The organism is Streptomyces sp. NPDC020983, assembly GCF_044333485.1.
Classification (GTDB): domain Bacteria; phylum Actinomycetota; class Actinomycetes; order Streptomycetales; family Streptomycetaceae; genus Actinacidiphila.
Genome location: NZ_JBIRRA010000002.1, coordinates 439020 through 462387, shown reverse-complemented (window position 1 = coordinate 462387; position 23368 = coordinate 439020). Strand labels below are relative to the sequence as shown.

General features: G+C 75.1%; 15 protein-coding genes. 8 read left to right on the top strand and 7 right to left on the bottom strand.

Annotation, left to right across the window (positions count from 1 at the left end):
• Window positions 1-11 precede the first annotated feature (11 nt).
• Both ACH4SE_RS05425 and ACH4SE_RS05420 read left to right on the top strand, forming a co-directional pair.
• Window positions 12-2312 carry a heavy metal translocating P-type ATPase gene (locus ACH4SE_RS05425; RefSeq protein WP_398542143.1) on the top strand — a complete coding sequence of 767 codons (2301 nt, stop codon included), beginning with the start codon at window positions 12-14 and terminating at the stop codon, window positions 2310-2312.
• Window positions 2313-2380: 68 nt separating this feature from the next.
• Complete coding sequence (locus ACH4SE_RS05420) at window positions 2381-3508, top strand: DNA glycosylase AlkZ-like family protein (protein WP_398541960.1); 1128 nt, start codon at window positions 2381-2383, stop codon at window positions 3506-3508.
• Between the two features lie 877 nt (window positions 3509-4385).
• Here ACH4SE_RS05420 and ACH4SE_RS05415 read toward each other — a convergent pair.
• Window positions 4386-5954: a D-alanyl-D-alanine carboxypeptidase gene (locus tag ACH4SE_RS05415; protein WP_398541959.1), complete on the bottom strand. Its 1569-nt coding sequence runs from the start codon at window positions 5952-5954 to the stop codon at window positions 4386-4388.
• A 1320-nt stretch (window positions 5955-7274) separates the two neighbouring features.
• On the opposite strand from ACH4SE_RS05415, the gene ACH4SE_RS05410 reads away from it, so the two are divergent.
• The 5 genes from ACH4SE_RS05410 (at window position 7275) to ACH4SE_RS05390 (ending at window position 13175) form a co-directional block, all read left to right on the top strand.
• Window positions 7275-7976 carry a GPP34 family phosphoprotein gene (locus ACH4SE_RS05410; RefSeq protein ID WP_398541958.1) on the top strand — a complete coding sequence of 234 codons (702 nt, stop codon included), beginning with the start codon at window positions 7275-7277 and terminating at the stop codon, window positions 7974-7976.
• Between the two features lie 633 nt (window positions 7977-8609).
• Window positions 8610-9464 carry a helix-turn-helix domain-containing protein gene (locus ACH4SE_RS05405; protein WP_398541957.1) on the top strand — a complete coding sequence of 285 codons (855 nt, stop codon included), beginning with the start codon at window positions 8610-8612 and terminating at the stop codon, window positions 9462-9464.
• A gap of 261 nt (window positions 9465-9725) precedes the next feature.
• A complete protein-coding gene (locus tag ACH4SE_RS05400; RefSeq protein WP_031514202.1) occupies window positions 9726-9935 on the top strand; it encodes a DUF397 domain-containing protein in 210 nt (69 codons plus the stop codon).
• Between the two features lie 141 nt (window positions 9936-10076).
• The gene (locus ACH4SE_RS05395) at window positions 10077-11267 is read left to right on the top strand and encodes a PLP-dependent aminotransferase family protein (protein ID WP_398541956.1); all 1191 of its coding nucleotides are present in this window, start codon (window positions 10077-10079) and stop codon (window positions 11265-11267) included.
• A gap of 330 nt (window positions 11268-11597) precedes the next feature.
• Window positions 11598-13175: a sodium:solute symporter family protein gene (locus tag ACH4SE_RS05390; protein ID WP_398541955.1), complete on the top strand. Its 1578-nt coding sequence runs from the start codon at window positions 11598-11600 to the stop codon at window positions 13173-13175.
• Between the two features lie 111 nt (window positions 13176-13286).
• Here the strand turns inward: ACH4SE_RS05390 and ACH4SE_RS05385 are convergent, their stop codons facing one another.
• The 4 genes from ACH4SE_RS05385 to ACH4SE_RS05370 all read right to left on the bottom strand — a co-directional run bounded on the left by ACH4SE_RS05385 (window position 13287) and on the right by ACH4SE_RS05370 (window position 20372).
• Window positions 13287-14390: an ADP-ribosylglycohydrolase family protein gene (locus ACH4SE_RS05385; RefSeq protein ID WP_398541954.1), complete on the bottom strand. Its 1104-nt coding sequence runs from the start codon at window positions 14388-14390 to the stop codon at window positions 13287-13289.
• Window positions 14391-14584: 194 nt separating this feature from the next.
• A complete protein-coding gene (locus ACH4SE_RS05380; protein ID WP_398541953.1) occupies window positions 14585-17053 on the bottom strand; it encodes a tetratricopeptide repeat protein in 2469 nt (822 codons plus the stop codon).
• Window positions 17054-17140: 87 nt separating this feature from the next.
• Window positions 17141-19744, bottom strand: a complete 2604-nt coding sequence (locus ACH4SE_RS05375) for a bifunctional FO biosynthesis protein CofGH (protein ID WP_398541952.1) — start codon at window positions 19742-19744, stop codon at window positions 17141-17143.
• A gap of 193 nt (window positions 19745-19937) precedes the next feature.
• The gene (locus ACH4SE_RS05370; protein WP_398541951.1) at window positions 19938-20372 is read right to left on the bottom strand and encodes a VOC family protein; all 435 of its coding nucleotides are present in this window, start codon (window positions 20370-20372) and stop codon (window positions 19938-19940) included.
• Window positions 20373-20579: 207 nt separating this feature from the next.
• On the opposite strand from ACH4SE_RS05370, the gene ACH4SE_RS05365 reads away from it, so the two are divergent.
• Window positions 20580-22088 carry a CehA/McbA family metallohydrolase gene (locus tag ACH4SE_RS05365; RefSeq protein WP_398541950.1) on the top strand — a complete coding sequence of 503 codons (1509 nt, stop codon included), beginning with the start codon at window positions 20580-20582 and terminating at the stop codon, window positions 22086-22088.
• 49 nt (window positions 22089-22137) lie between these two features.
• On the opposite strand, the gene ACH4SE_RS05360 is transcribed toward ACH4SE_RS05365, so the two are convergent.
• Window positions 22138-22689, bottom strand: coding sequence for a GNAT family N-acetyltransferase (locus ACH4SE_RS05360; protein ID WP_398541949.1), 552 nt, complete (start codon window positions 22687-22689; stop codon window positions 22138-22140).
• A gap of 99 nt (window positions 22690-22788) precedes the next feature.
• Entirely contained in the window at window positions 22789-23319 is a 531-nt protein-coding gene (locus tag ACH4SE_RS05355; RefSeq protein ID WP_398541948.1) for a pyridoxamine 5'-phosphate oxidase family protein, read from the bottom strand.
• Between the last annotated feature and the right edge of the window lie 49 nt (window positions 23320-23368).

The following is a 23368-nucleotide window of genomic DNA, read 5'->3' as shown; positions in this document are numbered from 1 at the left end:
ACGGCAGCGGCGTGCGGCAGCACGGGACCGGTGCGGACGGCAGCGCCGGGGACGGCGCCGGCGACTGGGTCGAGCTGGAGATCGGCGGCATGACGTGCGCGTCCTGCGCCGCCAGGGTCGAGAAGAAGCTCAACCGGATGGACGGGGTGACGGCGACGGTCAACTACGCGACCGAGAAGGCGAAGGTCGGCTTCCGGAGCCCCGTGGCCGTCGCGGACCTGGTCGCGACCGTCGAGGCCACCGGCTACACCGCCGCGCTCCCCCCGCCCCCCGCTCCCCCGGCGGCCGACCCGCACAGCGGGGAGGGAACCGGGGGGAAGCCGGCGGAAGGCGGCGAGCTGACCGCGCTGCGCCGGCGCCTGCTCACCGCCGTCGTGCTCGCGGTCCCCGTCGTCGTGATGGCGATGGTGCCCGCGGCGCAGTTCGACAACTGGCAGTGGCTGTCGCTCACGCTCGCCGCGCCCGTCGTCGTCTACGCCGGCTGGCCCTTCCACCGCGCCGCCTGGACGAACCTGCGGCACGGCGCCGCGACCATGGACACCCTGGTGTCTCTCGGCACGCTCGCGGCCTTCGGCTGGTCGCTGTGGGCGCTCTTCCTCGGCGACGCCGGGACGGCCGGCATGACCGACACCTTCCGCCTCACCGTCTCCCGGCAGGACGGGGGCGGCCAGATCTACCTGGAGGCGGCGTCCGGCGTCACCGCCTTCATCCTCGCCGGCCGCTACTTCGAGGCCCGCGCCAAACGCCGCGCCGGGGCGGCGCTGCGCGCGCTGCTGGAACTCGGCGCCAAGGACGTCGCGGTGCTGCGCGACGGCCGCGAGGTGCGGGTGCCGATCGGCGAACTGGCCGTCGGCGACCGCTTCGTCGTACGCCCCGGCGAGAAGATCGCCACCGACGGCCTGGTGCACGACGGCACCTCCGCGGTGGACGCGTCGATGCTCACGGGCGAGTCCGTACCCGTCGAGGTCGGGCCCGGCGACCGGGTCGCGGGCGCGACCGTCAACGCGGGCGGGCGGCTGGTCGTCGAGGCCACCCGGATCGGCGCCGACACCCAGCTCGCCCGGATGGCCCGCCTGGTCGAGGACGCGCAGAACGGCAAGGCCGCGGCGCAGCGCCTCGCCGACCGCATCTCGGCGGTCTTCGTGCCCGCCGTGATCCTGCTCGCGCTCGGCACCCTCGGGGTGTGGCTCGCGCTCGGCGAGGGCCCGCAGGCGGCTTTCACCGCGGCCGTCGCGGTGCTGATCATCGCGTGCCCCTGCGCGCTCGGGCTTGCGACGCCCACCGCGCTGCTGGTCGGCACGGGGCGCGGCGCGCAGCTCGGCATCCTCATCAAGGGGCCCGAGGTGCTGGAGTCCACGCGGGCCGTGGACACGGTGGTGCTGGACAAGACCGGGACGGTCACGACGGGTTCGATGACGCTGCGCTCGGTGCTGGTGGCCGACGGCGTCGGCGAGCGGGACGCGCTGCGCCTCGCCGGCGCGCTGGAGCACGCCTCCGAGCACCCCGTGGCACGGGCGATCGCCGAGGGCGCAGCGGCTCGGGCCGGCGAGCTGCCCGCGGTCGGCGGCTTCCGCAACCTGCCCGGCCTCGGCGTGGAGGGCACCGTCGACGGCCGCACCGTCCTCGCCGGCCGCGAACGGCTGCTCGCCGACCGCGGCATGCCGCTGCCGGAGGAGCTGGTGCACGCCAAGGCCGCGGCCGAGGCGGACGGCGGCACGGCCGTCGCCGTCGCGTGGGACGGCCGCGCGCGGGCGGTCCTCGTCGTCGCGGACGCCGTCAAGGAAGGCAGCGCGGAGGCCGTACGGCGGCTGCGCGGCCTCGGGCTGCGGCCCGTCCTGCTCACGGGCGACAACGCCGCCGTCGCGGCCGCCGTCGCCGCGCGGGTCGGTATCGCGCCGGAGGACGTCCACGCCGAGGTGCTCCCCGAGGACAAGGTCGCCGTCGTCCGCGCCCTCCAGGCGGAGGGCCGCACGGTCGCCATGGTCGGCGACGGCGTCAACGACGCGGCGGCGCTCGCACAGGCCGACCTCGGACTCGCGATGGGTACGGGCACGGACGCGGCCATCGAGGCGGGCGACCTCACCCTCGTCCGGGGCGACCTGCGGGTCGCCGCCGACGCCATCCGCCTCGCCCGGCGGACACTGCGGACGATCCGCTCGAACCTCTTCTGGGCCTTCGCCTACAACGTGGCCGCCCTGCCACTGGCCGCGGCAGGCCTGCTCAACCCGATGATCGCCGGCGCGGCCATGGCCTTCTCCTCGGTCTTCGTGGTGGCGAACAGCCTGCGGCTGCGGGCTTTCACCCCGCGCTGACCCCGCCGGGGGCGCGGCCCTTGTGCCACCCGCCCCCGGAACCGGGCCCGTTCGGGGAGGATGGCGGGATGGGACATGTGCGGCGGGCGCGGGTGGGCGGCGGGACTCATGACGTGATGGACGTGGTGCGGGGGGTCGTCGCCCTGCACGCGACGGATCCGGCCACCGTCTACCTGAGCGTCATGGCGCGGACGGCCGACCCCGGCGCCGCGGTGGCCGGGCTGGACGCCGCGCTGTACGGCGACACGCCCGCCCTCACCCGCATGCTCGCGATGCGGCGCACCATGTTCGTCGTCGCACGCGACTTCGCCCCGCAGGTGTACGCCGCAGCCGGACGGCGGGTCGCCGCCCGGCTGCGCAAGGACCTGCTCGCCCACCTCGCCGAGGGCGGCGGATGGGACGCCGCCTGGCTCGACGACCTGGAGGCCGAGGTCGTCGCCACACTCGCCGCGCACCCCGGCAGCAGCGGGGCGGAACTCTCCCGGCTCGTACCGCGACTGCGCGAGCAGGTCGTCGTCGCGCGCGGCAAGCCCTACGAGGCCACGCAGAACATCGCCAGCCGCGTCATCCGCACGATGGCCGCCGAAGGGCGTATCGAGCGGCAGCGGCCCGCGGGGACATGGATCAGCGGACAATTCCGCTGGGCCAACGCCGAGCCGCTCCCCGACGTCCCCGAGGAGGCCGCGCGGGCCGCACTCGCCCGCGCCTGGCTCAGCGCCTACGGGCCGGGCACCGAGGCCGACCTCAAGTGGTGGACCGGATGGGGCCTCGGAGAGACCCGCAAGGCGCTCGCCGCCGCGGGGGCGGAGGCGGTCGTCCTCGACGACGGCGCCGCCGGGTACGTCCTGCCCGACACCCCCGGCCCCGGCCCGGACCCGGACGGCGCCGTCCTGCTGCCCGCGCTGGACCCCCTCGCCATGGCCTGGCGCGACCGGGGGTGGTTCCTGCCCACGGGCCACGAACAGCTCTTCGACCGCTCCGGGAACATCGGCCCCACGATCTGGTGGGACGGCGAGGTCATCGGCGGATGGGCGCAGCGCGCTGACGGCGAGATCGCCTGGCGCCTGCTGGGCGACCGGGGCGCCGCGGTGGCCGGAGAGGTCGAACGGGCCGCCGCCCGGCTCGCCTCCGCGCTGGGTCCCGTACGGGTGACGCCGCGATTCCGCACGCCGCTCGAACGCGAGCTCTCCGCGTAAGCCGCGGGGCCGCGCTTCCGGGCGGCGCCGGTTCGGGCGGTGCCCGATTGCAGTGGGGCCGGCGGCTGCCCCGCCGCGGGAGCACGCCTCGGGCGGTACCCGCTTGCAGTGAGGCCGGCGGCTGCCCCGCCGCGGAGGGCTTCGGGCGGTGCCCGCTTGCCGGTGCGTGGGCGGCTCTCCCACCGTGGGGGTTTCCCGCGCCTGGCGGCGCGCCGCTTCAGGGCGGTGCCCGCCCGGGGTGCGTGGGCGACTGTCCCGCCGCGGGGGTTTCCCGCGCCTGGCGGCGCGGGGTGTTCCCACCCCCACCACCCGTGCGGGATATGACGTCGGCTGACGGCCTTCTTGTGGGGGTGCGCCGCCGTCGGGGGCGAACCGCAGTCCCTGCAGAGACTTCACCCCCACCGGCAGGCAGCCGCCATGCCGGCCCGGGAGGGGGACGATCCGGGGGTGCCCCCGCAGGAATGCGCACCCACTCCCTCACCGGACACGGGGGAGGTCAGACGCGCATTCCGAGGAGGTACCCCCGGAGTGGCACCCGACCCCACCCCCGCACAAAGTGCGCGATACCCCGCCGGATGACCCCAGGGGCGCGAGGAACTGCGCGACCAGCCCCCACCGGGCGAACAGCGGACCGCCCACCGCAAGCCGCACCCCCTCAGGGGCGCGAGGAACCGCGCGGCCAACCCCCACCGGGCGGAACGGCAAACTGCCCACCCCAAGCCGCACCCCCAGAGGCGCGGGGAACCGCGCGGCCGGCCTCCGCGGAACGGGAAGCCCCGCGGCGGCGGAACGTCGCACCCCGGCGGGAACCCCCCGGCGGGGAGGCCCGCGGCCGGCCCCCGCCGGGGGGAAGGCCGCGGGCCACCGCACCCCGGCGTCAGAAGTGCGTGAGCTTCGACGTGAAGGACGGGGACGCCAGATCGGCCTGGAGGACGGCCGGGACCTTCGTCGCGTCGGGGCCGGAGCCGATCGTGAGGGTGCCCACCGTCGTACCGGCCTTCGCGCTGTGCGGGAGGCCTCCGGGCAGCGGGGTGAGGGTCACCGTCGTGCGCAGGCCCGGCCAGCCGGGCGCGGTGAGGTCGGCCGCGGCGACGACCGGCGTGGAGCCGCCCAGGCCGTCGTCGACGCTGCCCACGACCTCGCCCTTCTTCACGACCGTCGCCGACGTCAGACCGCCCTGCACGGACTCGATGAGCTTCTGGCTGCGCTCCAGTGCCGTGTTGAGGCTGTCGTTGACGGTGACGCCGCCGTGCTGCTGGAGGACGACGCCCAGGATGAGCTGCTGCTTGCCGCCGACGGTCTTGTGCGCGGCCCACATGAGGGCGCCGCCCGCGGGAGTGCTGGAACCGGTCTTGATGCCGACGACGCCCGGCTTCACCAGGTCGTTGTTGTTGTTGTAGATCGTGCCGACGCCGGGGATGGTGACGTTGGCGAGGGCGACGACCGACCGGAAGGCGTCGTTCTTCATGACCTCGCGCGCCAGCGTGAGCTGGTCGACGGCGGTGCTGACGGTGGTCTCCTCGAAGCCGCTCGCACCGGTGTAGGTGGTGTGGTCCATGCCGAGCGACTTCGCCGTGGCCGTCATCTTCGCGACGAAGGCCTCCTGCGTGCCGGCGTCCCAACGGGCCAGCAGGCGGGCGATGTTGTTGCCGGACGGCACGAGCAGCAGCTGCAGCATCTGCCGCTCGGTGAATTTCTGGCCCTCCGTGACGTGCGCCGTCGACTCGTCGGCGGAGCGGGACTCGTCGGCGGCCTGCTTGTCGACGGTGATGACGGGGCCGTTCTGCGAGGCGCCGTTGATCGGGTGGTCGCGCAGCACGACGTAGGCGGTCATCACCTTGGTGAGGCTGGCGATGGGGACGGGAGTCTGCGCGCCGTGCACGCCGAGCGAGCCGACGCCCTCGACCTCGGCGACGGACTGGCCCTCCGCGGGCCACGGCATCGTCGTGGGCAGGGCGGTGCCCGGGAAGGCGTACGAGGAGGCCGTGGTCGTCCTCAGCCCGGGCGTCGGCAGGGGACGCACCGCCTGGACGATCACGAAGACCACCGCGAGCAGCACCACGACCGGGGTCCAGATCTTGAACCGGCGCAGGATGCTGCGCATCAGCGTGGGCTTGGGCGGCGGGGTGTTGGTCAGGGCGGCGAGCAGCTTCAGCGGCGTGGAGCCGGTGTGGCCGGAGCCGGGCGGCAGCACCTGGGGCGCCTGCATGACGCGGGTGCCGTCGGGGCCCATGGCCTCCTCGGCGTCCGGATCGCCGGTGCCGGCGGCAGCCGGGCCGTCCGGTGCCGCGGCGGGCGGCTGCGGTGCGGACGCCGGGGCCGCCGCGGAGGGCGTGCCCGTACGGTCCGGGGCGGTCCGGCCGGCCGCGGGCGCGGCGGGGCGCTCGGCCGGGATGTCCGAGACCAGGGGCCGGAGCAGCGACCTGCGCACCTGTGCCCGGTGCACGCCGGTGTCCTCGGGTTCGGACGGTTCTGCGGGCGCGGCGCCGCTCGGTACGTCCTCGGGCCCGGCCACCGCGTCGGCCGGCTCTCCGGCCTCGCCCTCGGTCTCGTCCTTGCCCTCGGCCTCGGTCTCGTCCCGGGCCTCCGCTCCGGCCCGGCTCCCGGCGCCCTCCGCGGCGTCTCCCGCCGCGGCCCGGTCCCGGACGGCGCGCGGATCCGTACCGCCCTGCGTGGCGCCGCCGGCGGTCGCCTCAGCCCCTCCGTCGCCTTCCCCGGCGGAAGCCTCCCCGGCGGAAGCCCCGCCCTCAGCCCCGGCGGAAGCCTCCCCGGCAGAAGCCCCGCCCTCAGCCGCGGCGGAAGCCTCCCCGGCGGAAGCCCCGCCCTCAGCCCCGGCGGAGGCACCTGCCCCGGCCGAAGCCGCGTCCTCCTCCGCCGAAACCGCGTCCTCCTCCGCGGAGGCCGCACCCCGGCCCGAACTCCCGGCCCCGCCGGAACTTGGGCCCTCGCCCCCGAGCTCACCCGCTCGGGCGGCGGCCGGACGGGCGCCCTCTTCCGCCACCGGAGTGCGCTCCGGTGTGCGCGGCGGGGTGGCCGGGGCGGCGTCGTGCGGGGTGTCCGGCTCGGCCGGCGGAGCCGCGGGCTCCGCCTCCCGGGTTGAACGTTCACTCACCTCAGCCGCATCAGCAGCCTCCTCCGCCCCATCAGCCCCAGGCGCAGGATCACGATTTGGTTCCGAATTCGACGGCTCCCCGGCCCCCGCAGAAGGGACGGAAGGGACCTCCCGGATAAGGGCGGCGTCAGCGGTGTCCAGAACGGCTACCTCACCCGGCGTATCCGGACCGGAGTCCGGGGTGGACGCCTCGGCCGGGCGCGACCCGTCACCGGAGGCGGGCAGTTGGGACGAATCGCCGCGGCCCGCGGACTCCCCCGCGGCGGACGCGGCGTCCGGCCGGGAGGGCGCGGCGCCCGCCTCGGCGGCCTCACGCGCCCCTGCGGACGTCCCGAACACCGCCAGCCTCGGATCCGCGGCCTGCGACGCGGCCGCCTCCCCCGACATTTCGTGCTGCTTCTCCCTGCCGGGGGACTCGCCCGCCACGCAGACCTCCTCCACACATCGTCCCGGGCGCCCGGCGGCGCCCCGGCCCTTCACGACCCACTCATGCCATGGTCCCCGCGACCGGCCCCCGGCCCGTCTGCGACACCACCGCCGCCCCCCTAGACGAGGACGACATACCAGCCGGTTCCCGCAGATATGGAAAAGGCGCTCTCGACAGGCCGGTGTGAGAGGCGTCACCCTGTCATTCATCCACGCGGGGAGGCATGGATGGGCAAGAGCCGCAGAACAATTCCGGAAGAGCTGTTGCTGCTCGCCCTGGACCCGACGACCGGGACCACGGCGCAGCCGCAATCACTCGACCTCGGCCTCGCCGGAGCACAGCTCGTCGAGCTGGCTCTGGCCGGACGGATAGCCCCTGACGGGGATCGTATCGCCGTGGTGCACCCACGGCCGACTGGAGATCCGACTCTGGACTCCGCGCTGGAACTGCTGCGCCGTCGCGGCAGCCCGGTGCGGGCGGTCCACTGGATCGGCGGGCCCCGGCTGGGGCTGCGCCAGACGTATCTCGCGCACCTGGAGCGGTGCGGCATGGTGCACGCCGTGCCGGGTCAGATGTGCGGGGTGCTGCCGACGACTCGCTACCAGGCGACCGACAGCGCCGTCAGCCGGGACATCAGAGCCCGGCTGGACAGTGCGATCCGCACCGGCGTACCGCCGGACCCGCGGACCGCGGCGCTCGCCGCGCTCGCCCACTCGGTGGGGCTCGGCAAGCACCTGTATCCGGGCAACGAGGGGCGGTCGTCGCGATCGCGCCTGCGGGACCTGATCAGGTACGACCCGATGGGCGGCCTCGTCGCGCACGCCGTGATGGACGTGCAGAACGGTGTGGCCGCGCAGCCCAAGCGGCCGGTCGCACAGGACCGGCGCGCGGTCGGGCACGGCTCGATGGCCAGGGCCGGCGCCCGCTGACGTACGGCGTCCGGCGGCACCGGGCACGGCCGGCACACGGCAGTACGCGCAGGACACGCAATTCGTGCAGGACACGCAGTACGTGCAGGACGCGCAGACCGTGCCGCAGGTACGGGCACGTGGACGGCGGGACGCACCGCGCTCCGCCGGACATCCCCGCCCGACCGGGCACGTCCGTTCCACCGGGTCCACCGGGCACCTCCGTTCCACGCAGCAGGACTCCGTCAGCACGCGCACGATCCGCACCACCGGCAAGGCGGCGGGACCGCACAAAGGGCCTCCGCACCACGTAACGACGCAGGGCGGGCCGTGGTGCCCGGCGAAAGGGACCGGGCTCCACGGATTTCCGGCAGCCACCGGACGGCCGATGGCAGTGGTGGCGCCGGGAGCCGCCCGCGGTGAGATCCCCACCGGGAGCCGCAGGGCCGCGCGGGGTGTCGGGAACCGGACAGTTGTCCGGTCCCGGCGCCCCGCGCGGCATGTTTTACGCCCTTTGCCGGTTGCGCGCGGACGATGCGCGCGCCCCGGCGCGAGGGCCGGGCAAGCTTGTTACGACCATTCGCCAGCGCGGTGATGACCGCTAGTGGCAGGCTGCTGACCATCAGTACGGATCAGCGTGGAGGTGCAGTTCCTGTGGTCGCCAACGTCAACCCCACCGTCAGGCGCCGCCGGTTGGGTTCGGAGCTGCGCAAGCTCCGCGAGGAGAAGGGGATGACGGCCGAGGAGGTCGCGGCCCGCCTCCTGGTCTCCCAGTCCAAGATCAGCCGCCTGGAGAACGGCCGCCGCAGTATCAGCCAGCGCGACGTCCGGGATCTGTGCGGGGTCTACGGCGTGGACGACATGCGGATCGTCGACTCGCTCATGCAGATGGCCAAGGAGTCGCGCCAGCAGGGCTGGTGGCACGCCTTCGGCGACATCCCCTACAGCGTGTACATCGGCCTGGAGACGGAGGCGGCGAGCCTGCGGGTGTTCGAACCCCAGGTGGTGCCGGGGCTGTTGCAGACCAAGGAGTACGCGACCGCGGTCATCTCCGGCAACCTGCCGGAGGCCACCCCGGAGCAGGTCGAGAAGCGGGTCAGCGTCCGGATGCGGCGGCAGGACCGGATCACCGACGAGGACGGGCCGCTGCGCATGTGGGCGGTGGTGGACGAGGCGGCGCTGTGGCGCAAGGTCGGCGACGCGCAGACCATGCGCCGGCAACTGGAGCACCTGGTGGAGCTGAGCCACCTGCCGCACGTGACCGTGCAGGTGCTGCCGTTCGAGGTGGGCGCGCACCCGGGGCTGAGCGGGCAGTTCGCCGTGCTGGAGTTCACCGACGCGACGGACGCGACCGTGGTGTACCTGGAGGGCGTCAACAGCGACCTGTACCTGGAGAAGGACACCGACGTGCAGGCCTACAGCGTCATGTACGAGCACCTGCGGGCCCAGGCGCTGAGCGCGGAGGCGACCCGGCAGTTCATCCGCGACGCGGCGGAGCGCTACGCCTGAGGCGCGCCCGGGAGAACAGCCCGACAGAGCGGGCCGACAGAGCGGGCCGGAATGTAAAGGCGCGCACTTTACCGATGACGTTGTACAACTAGCAAGGGTTGTAGGTCATTTACCACCTGGTCGAGTGAAGGACCCTCGGGGCCGGTGATGTTGGCGGGTAGCGTCGGGCGCAGTCAGGCGGTGGTGTACGCCTCCGCCCCTCGGCCCCCGCCGCGGAGCGGAACACCCCCGCCGCCGTCACCAGCACAGACCGGAGCAGAGATGGCAATCAAGCTGGGCAGCACCCCCGAGTGGCGGAAGTCCTCGCGGTCCACCGGCAACGGTGCCTGCGTGGAGGTCAAGTCCCCGGCGGTCGCGGCCGTCGTGGTCCGCGACTCCAAGGACCCGCAGGGCCCCGTCCTCACCTTCTCCCCCGAGGCGTGGTCCGAGTTCGTCACCGACGTGGACCACGGCGCTTTCGACCTGCGCTGACCCCTCCACGGCAGCACTGATCCGCAGCACCACCGACAGAGCCCTCTCGACCGGCCGCCGTCCTGGCCGAGGGGGCTCGCTGCCGTTCCGGGGGCCGGAAAATGCCTGGACATTACACGGAATCTTTGTAGGCTGCGGCGCATGACGACAACCGCCGCTCCCCTGCCCCCCTTCGCCGCGCGCGCACGGGATGTCGGCGCCTCGCCGGTACGCGAGATCCTCGCGCTCACCTCGCGGCCCGAGGTCGTCTCCTTCGCCGGCGGACTGCCCGCCCCCGAGCTCTTCGACGCCGAGGGGCTGCGCGCCGCCTACGACGCGGTGCTCGCCGAACGGCCGCGTACGGTCCTGCAGTACGCCACGACCGAGGGCGACCCGGCCCTGCGGGCGGCCGTGGCGGGGCGGCTGGCGGCGCGCGGGCTGCCGACCGGGCCGGGCGACCTGCTGGTGACCGCCGGCTCGCAGCAGGGGCTCACGCTGCTGGCGACGGCGCTGCTGGAGCCGGGTGACGTCGTCCTGGTGGAGAACCCGACGTATCTCGCGGCGCTGCAGTGCTTCGGCTTCGCGGGCGCCCGCGTCGTGCCGGTGCCGACCGACGAGGACGGCGTGCTGCCGGACGCGCTGGAGGAGCTGGTCCTGCGCGAGCGGCCGAAACTCCTCTACCTGATCCCGGAGTTCCAGAACCCCACCGGCCGCAGCATGGCCGCCGGGCGCCGCCTCGCGGTCGCGGAGGTCGCCGGCCGGCACGGGCTGTGGATCGCCGAGGACGACCCGTACGGCGAGCTGCGCTACGAGGGCCGGCGCGGGCGGTGGATCGCCGCGCACGACGCCGCCGCGGACCGCACGGTGCTGCTGGGCAGCTTCTCCAAGGTCATGGCGCCCGGTATGCGGCTGGGCTGGATGCGCGCCCCGGAGGCGCTGCGGCGCGCCTGCGTCGTCGCCAAGCAGGCGGCCGACCTCCACACGTCGGGCGTCGACCAGGCGGCCGCCGCCCGCTACCTGGCCGACAACGACCTGGACACGCATCTGGCCCGGGTGCGCGGCGCCTACCGCGAGCGGCGCGACGCGCTGCTCGCCGGGCTCCCCGCGGCGCTGCCGGAGGGCAGCGTGTGGAACCGCCCCGAGGGCGGCATGTTCGTGTGGGTGCGGCTGCCGGAGGGCTTCGACGCGACGGAGCGGCTGCGCACGGCCATCACGTACGACGTGGCCTATGTGCCGGGCGCGCCCTTCTTCGCCGCGGCGCCCGACCCGGCGGCCCTGCGGATGTCGTTCACCACGCACACGCCCGAGGAGATCGCCGAGGGGCTGCGGCGGCTGGCGCCCGCCTTCGGCTGACCTTCGCGCACGGCGCGCCCGGCCCCCTTCCCGTGCCGTACGGGACCCGCTCCCGTACGGCGGTTCGGTCCTGCCCGCGTCCAGCGAAGTGCCCGCTCATGGTGGGTTGGCGGTCATGAGCATCACAATGCCCTCGAAGGCAAAGAGGACGTAAAATCGTTCGCCTTGCTGACCTGGATTCAGACTCATGAACGTCGGATCCCTTGACCACCCCTCCGCGCCAAGGGTTCAATCCCGAAGTCCCCACTCCCGCACGGGGGCGAACCGCCCGGGTGAGCGTCGCAGCGAAGTGCGCCACCGTTCACAAGGCGGACCCCCTGGAGGGGACTTATGAACAGTCTCGACTGGACCGTGCTCATCGCCTACTTCGGTGTGATGGTCGCGATCGGCGTGTGGTCGCATCGGCGCGTCGGAGACGTCGGCGACTACTTCACGGCCGGCGGCAGGATGCCGTGGTGGCTGTCCGGCATCTCGCACCACATGTCGGGCTACAGCGCCGTGATGTTCACCGGGTACGCGGGCATCTCCTACCGGTACGGCATCACCTCCTACGTCACCTGGGCGCTGCCCATCGCCATCGGCGTCGCCATCGGCGCCAGGACGTTCGCCCCCCGGCTGAACCGGCTGCGGGCGAGGCTGCACGTCGCCTCACCGCTCGAATACCTCAAGAACCGCTACAACCTGACGACGCAGCAGGCCCTGGCCTGGTCGGGAGTGCTGCTCAAGGTCGTGGACGTGGGCGCCAAGTGGGCCGCCATCGCGACACTGCTGTCCGTCTTCACCGGCGTGACCATCACCCAGGGCATCGTCATCACCGGGGCGATCACCGCGGTCTACTGCACGGTCGGCGGCCTGTGGGCGGACGCGCTCACCGAACTGGGCCAGTTCGTCATCCAGCTCGTCGCCGGGCTCGCGATGCTCGTCGCCACGCTGCACGAACTCGGCGGGATCAGCAGCGTCTGGAACGTGTGGGACGAGCCGGCCCTGCGCCACCACGGCCACCCCACCGCGGGCCCCTACACCACCGTCTTCCTGATCTCCTACCTCTTCATCAAGACGTTCGAGTACAACGGCGGCATGTGGAACCAGGCGCAGCGCTACATGGCCACGTCGTCGCCCCGGGAAGCCACGCGCGGCGCCGCGCTCTCGGCCGCGCTGTGGTTCGTGTGGCCGGTCGTGCTGTTCTTCCCGATGTGGATCTCGCCGCTGCTCGTGCACGCGAAGAAGCCGGACGGTTCGGACTCCTACGGCCTGCTCGCGCAGGACCTGCTGCCGCACGGGCTGCTCGGGCTCATCGTCGTCGGGTTCTTCTCGCACACCATGGCCATGTGCTCCTCCGACGCGAACGCCATCGCGGCCGTCGTCACGCGGGACATCGCGCCCGCCTTCTCGCGGCGGGCCCGCGCGTGGACCGCGCGGATCGGGCTCATCGCGGCACGCGTCACCACACTGGCCTTCCTCGGGCTCAGCATGGCCGTCGCCACACAGGTCAACTCGCCGACGTTCAAGGACATCATCACCGTCGTCATCAAGTGGGTCGCCGGGCTCATGGGGCCGATCGCGATCCCGTTCATGCTGGGGCTGCTGCCGCGCTTCAGGAGGTCCGGGCCCACGGCCGCGCTCAGCAGCTGGGCCTTCGGGCTGCTCGCCTTCTACCTCGTCAACTACCCGGTCAACGACGCGGTCTCCGGTGGCGTCAAGCTGGAGTACCAGATCGCGCTGCCGCTGGCCGTCTCGCTCGTGCTGTACGTGGCCGTCGGGTGGATCAGGCCCGAGGAGACCGATGAGCGCAACGCCCTGATCGCCGCGATCAACTCCCCCGAGGGGGAAGGGACCGGCGAGGGCGCGCCCTCGGGCGCCGGCACCGGCCCGGAGGAGGGGCCGTTGCGGCCGGCGGCCGCGGAGTAGCCGGCCGGGGCGCCTCCCGGGTGCCGCTCGCGCCGGTGGCGGGCCCCCGCGGCGCGCGCGGGGCCGGGCGCGCCCCCGGTCCGCCCCCGGCGCCGGGGTGACGCGAGGGGCTTACGCGGCGGGGTAGCGGTCGAGCCAGGCGGGGCTGGCGCCGGAGGGGCCGTGGAGGGCGGGGGCCTGGGTCATCTCCATCGCGAAGTCGTCCGCGAGCTGGAGGATCGTCGCGCGGCCCTCCAGCTCGGCGACCCACGCGGGCGGCAGCGCGGTCTCGCCGTGCTGGACGCCGAGCAGGTTGCCGCAGACGGAGCCCGTGGAGTCGCTGTCGCCGGAGTGGTTGACGGCCAGCAGCAGCCCGTGCCGCACGTCCTCGGCGACCAGCGCGCAGTAGACGCCGATCGCGAGCGCCTCCTCGGCCGTCCACCCCTCGCCGAGCGCCTCGACGCGCTGCGGGGACGGCATGCCCTGCCGTACGGCGCCCAGCGCGCTCTGCAGGGCGTCGGTGGTCTCCTGGTGGCCGGGGCGGGCGCCGAGCAGCGCCAGGGCGTGCTGGACGGAGCCGTCGAGCGCCTCGCCGCGCGCGAGGCCGTGGACGATGACGGCGAACGCGCCCGCCGCGAGCTGCCCGGTGGGGTGGCCGTGGGTCTGCGCGGCGCACTCCACCGCGAGCTGGAAGACGAGTTGCGGCTCCCACCCGACGAGCAGCCCGAAGGGCGCCGAGCGCATGACCGTGCCGCAGCCCTTGGAGCCGGGGTTCTTGGGGGCCTCCAGGCTGCCCATCACGTCGTCCGACAGACCGCTCAGGCACGCGTTGCCGGGCGCCCTGCGCGCGTAGAGCCACTCCTCGCGGGCCAGCCACCCGGCGTCCTTGCGGCGCTCGTCGGGACCCCACTCGCTCTGCGTGGCCGCCCAGCGCCGGTAGGCGCGGTGGATGTCGGTGGGCGGGTGCCAGGCGCCGGTGTCGCGGCGCACCTGCGCGCGTATCAGGCCCTCGACGGTGAAGAGCGTCATCTGGGTGTCGTCGGTGACCGCGCCGCGCCGGCCGTAGGCGGGCACGTAGTCGACGACGCCGTCCGGGCCGTGCGCGGCCTGGATCGCCTCCAGGGACTCGAACTCGATGCCGGCGCCCAGGGCGTCGCCGACGGCTCCGCCGAGCAGGCACCCGCGGACGCGGCTGCGGAAGTCCTGCTGCTGCGCGCGTCCCCAGACTGCGTTCAAAGCCGGTCCCCTTCGTCTGCCCCCGATCCGTGCCGTTCTGCGCCTGCACGATAGCCGACGTGTCCAGGAGCGGAAGGGGCGCGAGGGGTAGGTGAGGGGTTGTCCGGGAAGGGGCGGCTCCGGCGGGATGGCGGAAAATCTCCCGGGCGCACGCTCCGGCGCGCAGGACGGCGGACCGTGCGCGCCGAGGCGCCCTAGTGCTCGCGCGGGGCCGGTTCGGCGGGCTGCGGGGCGGGGACGTACGGGGCCGGCGTACGGGCCCACTCGTGGACGGCGGCCGGGTCGGAGAGCAGCGCGTCCAGGTCGGCGGCGGCGCGCCCGGCGTGGCCCAGCTCCAGGTGCGCGACCGCGCGCAGGAGGACGTGGCCGAGGTCGGGCGTCGCCGCCTCGGACAGGCACGCCTCGATGTCGGCGAGGGCGTCGGCGGGGCGGCGCACGGTCAGCAGCACCATGGCGCGGTACTCGCGGGCGAGGGGGGCGGCGGGATCGGCGTCCACCGCGGCGTCCAGCTCGGTGAGCGCCTCCGCCGCCCGCCCGGTGCGCATGAGCGCGCCCCCGAGCTGGGTGCGGACGTACGCCGCGCGCGGGTGGCCGGGGTCGGCGGCCAGGGCGGCGGCGTAGTCGGGTACGGCACCGGCCGGGTCGCCCACCGTCCAGCGGGTGTCGCCGCGCCCGGCGTGCAGCAGGAAGCCGCGCATGCCCAGTTCCTCGGCCCTGTCGTAGTCGGCGAGGGCGTCGTGCGGCCGGCCCGCCTGCCGCCGTGCCCAGGCGCGTACGGCGTGCACGGCGGCGCGCCGCTCGCGGTCCAGGCCGCCGCCCTCCAGGATGACCGTCAGCGCGTGCGCCGCGAGCCCCGCGTCCGAGCGCGGCGGGCGCGGGGCGCCGCCGTCGCGGCCGGGCGGTGCCGCCGCCCGGGAGGCGGCCGCCGGGCCGCGGCCCGGCGGCGGTGCGGCGGCGTCACGTGCGGCGCCGTCACCTCGTGGGGCCGCCGGGCGCTGCGGCGTGCCGTCGTCCGGGACCGGCCGGGGGCGGTGTGCCCCAGCGGGGCCGTTCGCGGAGCCCTCGCCGTGCACCTCGCCGTACGCCGGGCCGTGGCCGTACGACGTCCCGTACACCTCGCCCAGCGCGGCCGCCCAGCGGGCGAGGGACGGGGCCTCGGCGTCCTCGGCCGCGTCGGTGAGCATGCGGACCCAGCGGCGGGCGGTGCCCGGGCCCGCGGTGCACGCGCGGGCGAGGTCGAGGAGGGCGTCGGGGAGCGCGGCGCGCGGGTCGGCGCACAGGCGGTGGTAGGTCTCGTGCAGCCGCTGGTTGCGCCAGGCCTCGTCGGCCCACAGCTCGCCCACGCCGCGGCCGCGCTCCTCGCGGGCGCGCCAGCCGCCGTAGGCCGCGGCGAGGCGTTCGTGCTGGTCGCGCCAGCGCTGTGGGGAGCGGGTACGGCGCAGCCGGAGCATCTGGGCGCGCACGACGTCGTGGTAGCGGGCGCGGCCGCCGTGCTCGGTGACGAAGGGCAGTCCGCGCAGCCAGTCGTAGCGGTCGGCGGCCTGCGGGGCGTCGGCGGCGACGGCCGTGCGGTAGACGTCCTCGTCGAGCTCCAGCGGCAGTGCGGCGGCCAGCACCGCGGCCCGGCCGTCGGGGTCGGGCTCCCAGGCAAGGAAGCGTTCGACGGCGGTGTCGGCCGGGTCGCCGACCGCGTCGGGCCGGCCGGGGCGGGTCGCGGCGAGGGCGCCGACCAGCACCGGCAGCCCGTCGGTGAGCCGCAGCACGGTGGCGACGACGGCCTCGTCCGTGACGCCGCGGGCGGCCAGCAGCTGCCGCGACTCGGCCTCCGTGAACGGGGCGAGCGGCAGCGCGGCGACGAGGTCGAGGTGGTCGGCCCACACCCCCGGGTCGGGGGCGCGCTGCCCGGCGAGCGTGACGACGACGGTCGCGGGCAGCGCACCGTAGCGGCCCTCGACGAAGAGGTCGCGCAGCCACCCGTCCAGGACCGGCCCGGTGCGCTCGTAGGTGTCGAAGAAGAGGGTGAGCCAGGGTGCGTGGGCCGCGGCGGCGGCCAGGTCGGCGGTGAAGACCGGGCCGAGCACGCCCACCGGGTCCAGGACGAGCCGCAGGTCGCGCTCGTCGCGGAAGCGGGCGCCGAGCAGGCCGCGTAACCGGTCGACGCCCTGGGCGACCTGCGCCGGGTCCATCGCCCCGGCCAGCGCGCCCACACCGGGCAGCAGGCCCAGGCCTGCGAGTCCGGCGTGCGCGGCCAGCGTGCCCGCGACGGAGGGGGCCGTGTCTCCCGCGGCCAGCGACTCGGCCTCCTGGCGCAACTGCCGGTGCAGGGCCAGCAGTCTGGCGGTGGCCTTGAGCGGGCGGCCCTGCGCGGCGAGCCGCGTGCAGATGGCGTCCATGGCGGCGGGTACGGTCATGGCCGTCTCGTCGACGGTCGCGGTGAGCGCCCCCAGGTCGCGGGCGGCGCGCTCCCACTGGGCGAGCAGCGTGGTCTTGCCGACGCCGCCGGGCCCGTGGACGTGGAAGAGGAAGGTGTGCGCCGGGTCGGCGGGGTCGGTGCCGAGGTTGCCGGTGAAGGCGGCCATCTCGGCGTGCCGGCCGACGAAGGCACCGCGGCGGCGGCGCGCCAGCTGCTCCTGCATGGACAGCTGCCCGCCCTCGCCGGCCATGCCCGGCTCCTTCCCCCGCCCGCGCGCGGGCGGCCGCGTAGGCTCCGTCGTCTGCGGCCGGCGGTCCCCGGTCGGGGCGCGCCGGCGTCAGTCGCCCAGCACGGGCAGCAGTGCGGGCAGGTGGCCGTCGGAGGCGAGTCCGGCCGCGATGCGCTCGGCGGGCACCTCACCGTACAGCGTGCTGCGCTGCCGGGCGGGGCGCCCGGCCGCCGCGGCGATGGCGGTCAGGTCGCGGATGGAGCGGTAGGAGCCGTAACCGGAGCCCGCCATGCGGGAGATGGTCTCCTCCATGAGGGTGCCGCCGAGGTCGTTGGCGCCCGAACGGAGCATTTCGGCCGCCCCCTCCGTGCCGAGCTTGACCCAGCTGGTCTGGATGTTGGTGATGTGCGGGTGCAGCAGCAGCCGGGCCGTCGCGGTGACGGCCCGGTTGTCGCGGGCGGTGGGGCCGGGGCGCGCGATGCCGGCCAGGTAGACCGGCGCGTTGGTGTGGATGAAGGGCAGCGTCACGAACTCGGTGAAGCCGCCCGTGCGCTGCTGGATCTCGGCGAGCAGCCGCAGGTGGCCGAGCCAGTGGTGGGGCTGGTCGACGTGCCCGTACATCATCGTGGAGGAGGAGCGGATGCCCAGCTCGTGGGCGGTGCTGACGACCTCGACCCAGGTGGCGGTGGGCAGCTTGCCCTTGGTGAGGACCCAGCGGACCTCGTCGTCGAGGATCTCGGCGGCGGTGCCGGGGATGGAGTCCAGGCCCGCCTCCTTCGCGGCGGCCAGCCACTCGCGGATCGGCATGCCGGTGCGCGTCGCGCCGTTGACGACCTCCATCGGCGAGAAGGCGTGCAGGTGGATGCCGGGGACGCGGGCCTTCACGGCGCGGGCGATGTCGAAGTAGGCGGTGCCGGGCAGATCCGGGTGGATGCCGCCCTGCATGCACACCTCCGTGGCGCCGACCTCCCACGCCTGGGCGACGCGGTCGGCGACCTGCTCCAGGGAGAGGGTGTAGGCGTCGGCGTCGGTGCGGCGCTGCGCGAAGGCGCAGAAGCGGCAGCCGGTGTAGCAGACGTTGGTGAAGTTGATGTTGCGCGTGACGACGTAGGTGACGTCGTCGCCGACGGTGTCGCGGCGCAGGTCGTCGGCGATGCGGCACAGCGCGTCCAGGGCCGGGCCGTCGGCGTGCAGCAGGGCGAGGGCCTGGGCGTCGGTGAGCCTGGTCGGGTCGTCGGCGGCGGTGGAGAGGGCGGCGCGCACGTCGGCGTCGACCCGGTCGGGGACGAGGCCGGGGGCGGCCTGCTCGCGCACCTCCGCCCAGTCGCCGTAGACCTCGTCGAAGTCGTCGCGGCGGTCGGTGGTGCGGCCCTCGGTGTCGATGGTGCGGTGCAGGTCGGTGCGGCCGGTCCCGCCGGCGGCGGGGAAGGCCTCGTCCGGCTCCTGCCAGGGGCGGCCCACGACGGCCGCGTCCTCGCGGGCCAGGCCCGTCCCGGGATCGGCCAGCGCCGTGACGTGCGGGAGCAGCCGCGGATCCAGCCAGGGTTCACCGCGGCGGACGAACTCCGGGTAGATGGTGAGGCGTTCGCGCAGCTCGAAGCCGGCTTCCCTGGTGCGGGCGGCGAGGTCGTCGATGTGCGGCCAGGGGCGCTCGGGGTTGACGTGGTCGGGGGTCAGCGGGGAGACGCCGCCCCAGTCGTCGATGCCGGCCGCGATGAAGCGGGCGTACTCGCCGTCGACCAGGTTCGGCGGGGCCTGGATGCGGGCGGCGGGGCCCAGCACGAGGCGTGCGACCGCGACGGCCGCGGCCAGCTCCTCCAGCTCGGCGTCCGGCATGCCGCGCATCGCCGTGTCCGGCTTGGCGCGGAAGTTCTGGACGATGACCTCCTGCACGCCGTGGTAGCGGCGGGCGGTGCGGCGGATCGCGAACAGCGCGTCGGCACGCTCCTCGTACGTCTCGCCGATGCCGATGAGGATGCCGGTGGTGAAGGGCACGTTGGAGCGGCCGGCGTCCTCCAGCACGCGCAGCCGCACGGCGGGCTCCTTGTCGGGCGAGCCGAAGTGCGGGCCGCCGCGCTCGGACCACAGCCGCGTCGCCGTCGTCTCCAGCATCATGCCCATGGACGGCGCGACGGGCTTGAGCCGCTGCAGGTCCGTCCAGCTCAGCACGCCGGGGTTCAGGTGCGGCAGCAGGCCGGTCTCCTCCAGCACCCGCACGGCCATGGCGCGGACGTACGCGAGGGTGTCGTCGTAGCCGTGCGCGTCCAGCCACTCGCGGGCCTCGGGCCAGCGGTCCTCGGGGCGGTCGCCCAGCGTGAACAGCGCCTCCTTGCAGCCCATCGCGGCGCCGCGCCGGGCGATGTCCAGGACCTCGTCCGGCGAGAGGTACATGCCGTGGCCCTCGCGCCGCAGCTTGCCGGGGACGGTCACGAAGGTGCAGTAGTGGCAGGTGTCCCGGCACAGCCGTGTGAGCGGTATGAAGACCTTGCGGGAGTACGTGACGACACCGGGCCGGCCGGCTTCCGCGAGGCCCGCGTCCCGGATCCGGGCGGCCGTCGCCGACAGCCGCTCCAGATCCGCGCCGCGCGCCTGGAGCAGCACGGCGGCCTCCCCCACGTCGAGGGCGACCCCTTGCTCCGCGCGGTGCAGGGCACGGCGCATGGCGCTCTCTGCGGGCGGCTGCGCGGTGGCGGTGGGCGGCGTCGAACTCATCCCCCGAGCATAGGTCGCCCCGCCGACAACGGGCGGACGCGTCGCCCGGTGGTGATGTCGGCATTCTCACCCGCGGCGGGGGCCGGGGGCAGGAATAGCCGCGGGGGTGAGCGGTGCGCAGGGGCGACGGGCGCCCGCCCGGCGGCGCCGCTGTCCCGGAACGGCCGTGCGCGCCGCCCCGCCTCACCGGACGTCAGTCGAGGCAGAACTCGTTGCCCTCGACGTCCTGCATCACCAGGCACGACTCGTTCTCCTCGTCGGCGGGCAGCAGCTCCAGCCGCCGCGCCCCGAGCGCGACCAGCCGCGCGCACTCCGCCTCCAGGGCGGCCAGCCGCTCCTCCCCCACCAGGCCCGTCGCGACCCGCACGTCGAGATGCACCCGGTTCTTGACGACCTTGCCCTCGGGCACCCGCTGGAAGTACAGCCGCGGCCCCACCCCGGCCGGGTCCCCGCACGCGAACCCCGCCCCCTGCCGCTCCGGCGGCAGCGACCGCTCGTAGTCGGCCCAGTCGGCGAACCCCTCCGGAGCGGGCGGCACGACGTACCCCAGCACCTCGCACCAGAAGCGGGCGACGCGCTCGGGCTCGGCGCAGTCGAAGGTGACCTGGACTTTTCTGATCGCAGACATCGGCGCACCCTAGCAGCGGTGTTCCGCCGCCCGCCTCCGGGGCGGCCCCGCACCGCCGTGGCGTCCCGCGAACCACGGGCCCGCGCCTGCCGCCGTCACGGCGGGGGAGTCCGGTTCACCCGTGTGAGAGGTGGGGTTTGGGGGACGGACCACCGGGGACAACGGAGGCGTCACCCGGGTGTCACCCGGGGTGGGGAGGGTCGGGGGATGGACCGACGTGACGTACTGAAGCTTTCGGCCGCGGCGGGCGCGGCCGGTGTGATAACGCTGGCGCCCGTGGACTTCGCTGCTGCCGCCGCCCCCGGGGACGGGGAACTGACGAGGACCGTCACCGGGCATCTGCCCACCGGGGTGGCCGACTTCGTGTACCTGCCCGTCGAGGTGCCGCACGGGGTGCGGCAGATCGCGGTCAGCTACACGTACGACCGGCCGGCCGTGCCCGCGGGGACGCTGGGCAACGCGTGCGACATCGGCATCTTCGACCAGCGCGGCACCGCGCTCGGCGGCCGGGGTTTCCGCGGGTGGTCGGGCGGGGCGCGCACCGCGTTCACGATCAGCGCGCAGGAGGCGACGCCCGGGTACCTGGCGGGGCCCGTGGAGGCGGGGACGTGGTACGTGGTCCTCGGGCCGTACACGGTGGCGCCGCAGGGGCTGGACTACGAGGTCACGGTGACCCTCACGCGCGGCGAGCAGGGGCGCACCCCGGAGCCGGACTACCCGCCGGAGCAGGTCGGCGGGCGCGGGCGGGGCTGGTACCGCGGGGACTGCCACCTGCACACCGTGCACTCCGACGGCAAGCGCACCCTGGAGGAGCTCGCCGCGCTCGCCCGGGCCGCGAAGCTGGACTTCATCAACTCCAGTGACCACAACACCAGCTCGGCCCACCCGCACCTCGGCGCGGTCGCGGGTGACGACCTGCTCGTCCTGACGGGCGAGGAGGTCACCACGCGCAACGGCCACTACCTGGCGATCGGCCTGGACGGCGGCACGTTCGTCGACTGGCGCTACCGCGCGCGCGACAACGCCTTCGACGGCTTCGCCCGGCAGATCCGCCGCGCCGGCGGCATCGTGGTGCCCGCGCACCCGTACGGCACGAGCCTGGCCAGCCAGTGGAAGTTCGGCTACGACAACGTCGACGCCATCGAGGTGTGGAACGGCCCCTGGACGACGGACGACGAGGCGTCCCTGATGACCTGGGACAACCTGCTGACCGGCGCGGCCCGCCGGGGTGACGGCCGGTGGATCCCGGCGATGGGCAACTCCGACGCGCACCGCGACCCCGACGTCGTCGGCCTGCCGCAGACCGTCGTGTACGCCGAGAGCCTGAGCCGCAAGGCGCTCCAGGACGGCATCCGCGCCGGCCGCTCCTGGATCGCGGAGAACGCCGGTGTGCAGCTCGGCCTCACCGCTTCCGGGCCGCGCGGACAGCACGCGGGCATCGGCGAGCGGCTCGCGGTCGGGCCGCAGGACGCGGTGACGGTCAGCCTGAGCGTCTCGGGCGTGCCCGCGGACGCGGTGCTGCGGCTGGTCTCCGACGAGGGCCAGGTCTTCGCGGCGCCGCTGCCCGCGTCCGGCACGGTGACGTGGCAGACCACCGCGTCGCTGGCCGCGTACGTCCGCGCCGAGGTCCGCCACCCGGCGCCGGCCGGCACTCCCGCGGGGCTGCCCGGCCCGGCCGCCGCGCTCACCAACCCGATCTGGCTCGGGCGGGAGTGACGTCCCGCCGGGTGCCGCGCCCCGCCGTGGGCGCGGCACCCGGCGGCGGTCACCCGGCGGCGCAGGCCGAGGCGCGCGGCCAGGAGATCCGGAACTTCGCCGGGGTGCCCGTCAGCCGGGCCGGGTCTCCGCCGGGCGGGCCGACGGGGAGGGTCTGGGTGTGGACCCCGCCCATCGCCGCGTAGAAGGCCTGCGCGGACGTGTTGGACTCCAGCACCCACAGGTGGAGGGCGGCGGAGGTCGCGTGCGCGACGGCCTCGGCCGCGGCGCGGGCCAGGAGCGCGCGGCCCACGCCCGTACGCTGCCGGGCCGCCGTGACGTGCAGGTTGTCCACGAGGCTGCCCCACTCGGGGTCGTCGTCGAGGACGACGTGGACGAAACCGAGGACGTCCCCGCTCCCGCCGTCCTCCGCGAGTACGGTGCGGGTGCCCGCGGGCGCGGCGAGGCGGCCGGCCCACACGGCGAGCCGGTCGCCCAGCACGTCGCCGTCCAGGTACGCGTCGGAGTACACCCCCCGGTAGTGCCGCCGCCAGCTGTCGGCGTGCAGCCGCGCCACCGCCCCGGCGTCGTCCGGACCTGCGTAACGGAACCGCGGTGCCATGCCGCCCCCTTCGTACGTGCCGTGTGCATGTGCCGCCCCGCAGTCAACCGCACGGCCGGTCGGGGCGGCCACGCGTTGACCGCCGGGCGCGCGGCCCCCTCAGCGGTCGAAGCGCCAGCGCGTCGCGCCCTCCGGGCCTTCGACACCCAGGCCCACCGCGGTGTGGAAGACGAAGCGGTAGAGGTGCCACGGCCCCGGGCCCGCGCTCGGCGCGCTGAAGGGCGCGGTGATCGCGTCGCCCGCGGCCCGCGCGGGCCAGCCCAGCTCGCCGTACGCGGCGGCGATCCGCTCCAGCACCTCCGGGTCCGTCACCCGGCGGGCCGTCCCGCTCAGCGTCACGTCGAGGCCGGCCAGCCGCACCGCGAGCGTGCACGCCGGATTCACCGCGAGGTTGCGGGACTTGCGGGTGCCGGGGCCGCTGGTGAAGTAGAGGTCGCCGTCGTCCCACAGCGCCCCGACGCCCGCGGCGTGCGGGATGCCGCCGGGGCCGACCGTGCCGAGGAAGAACGACACCGCGGCGACGCGTTCCGGACGCTCCGCGAGCAGGCGGTGCGCCCGCTCCCAGGCGAACGGCTCCGTCCCGCCGCTCCGGTCCAGCCCGACCGTCTCGTACGGCTGCACATCCGCCATCTCGCGCACCTCTCGTACCGTGGGGAAATCCCGTGTCCGTCGTGAAAGC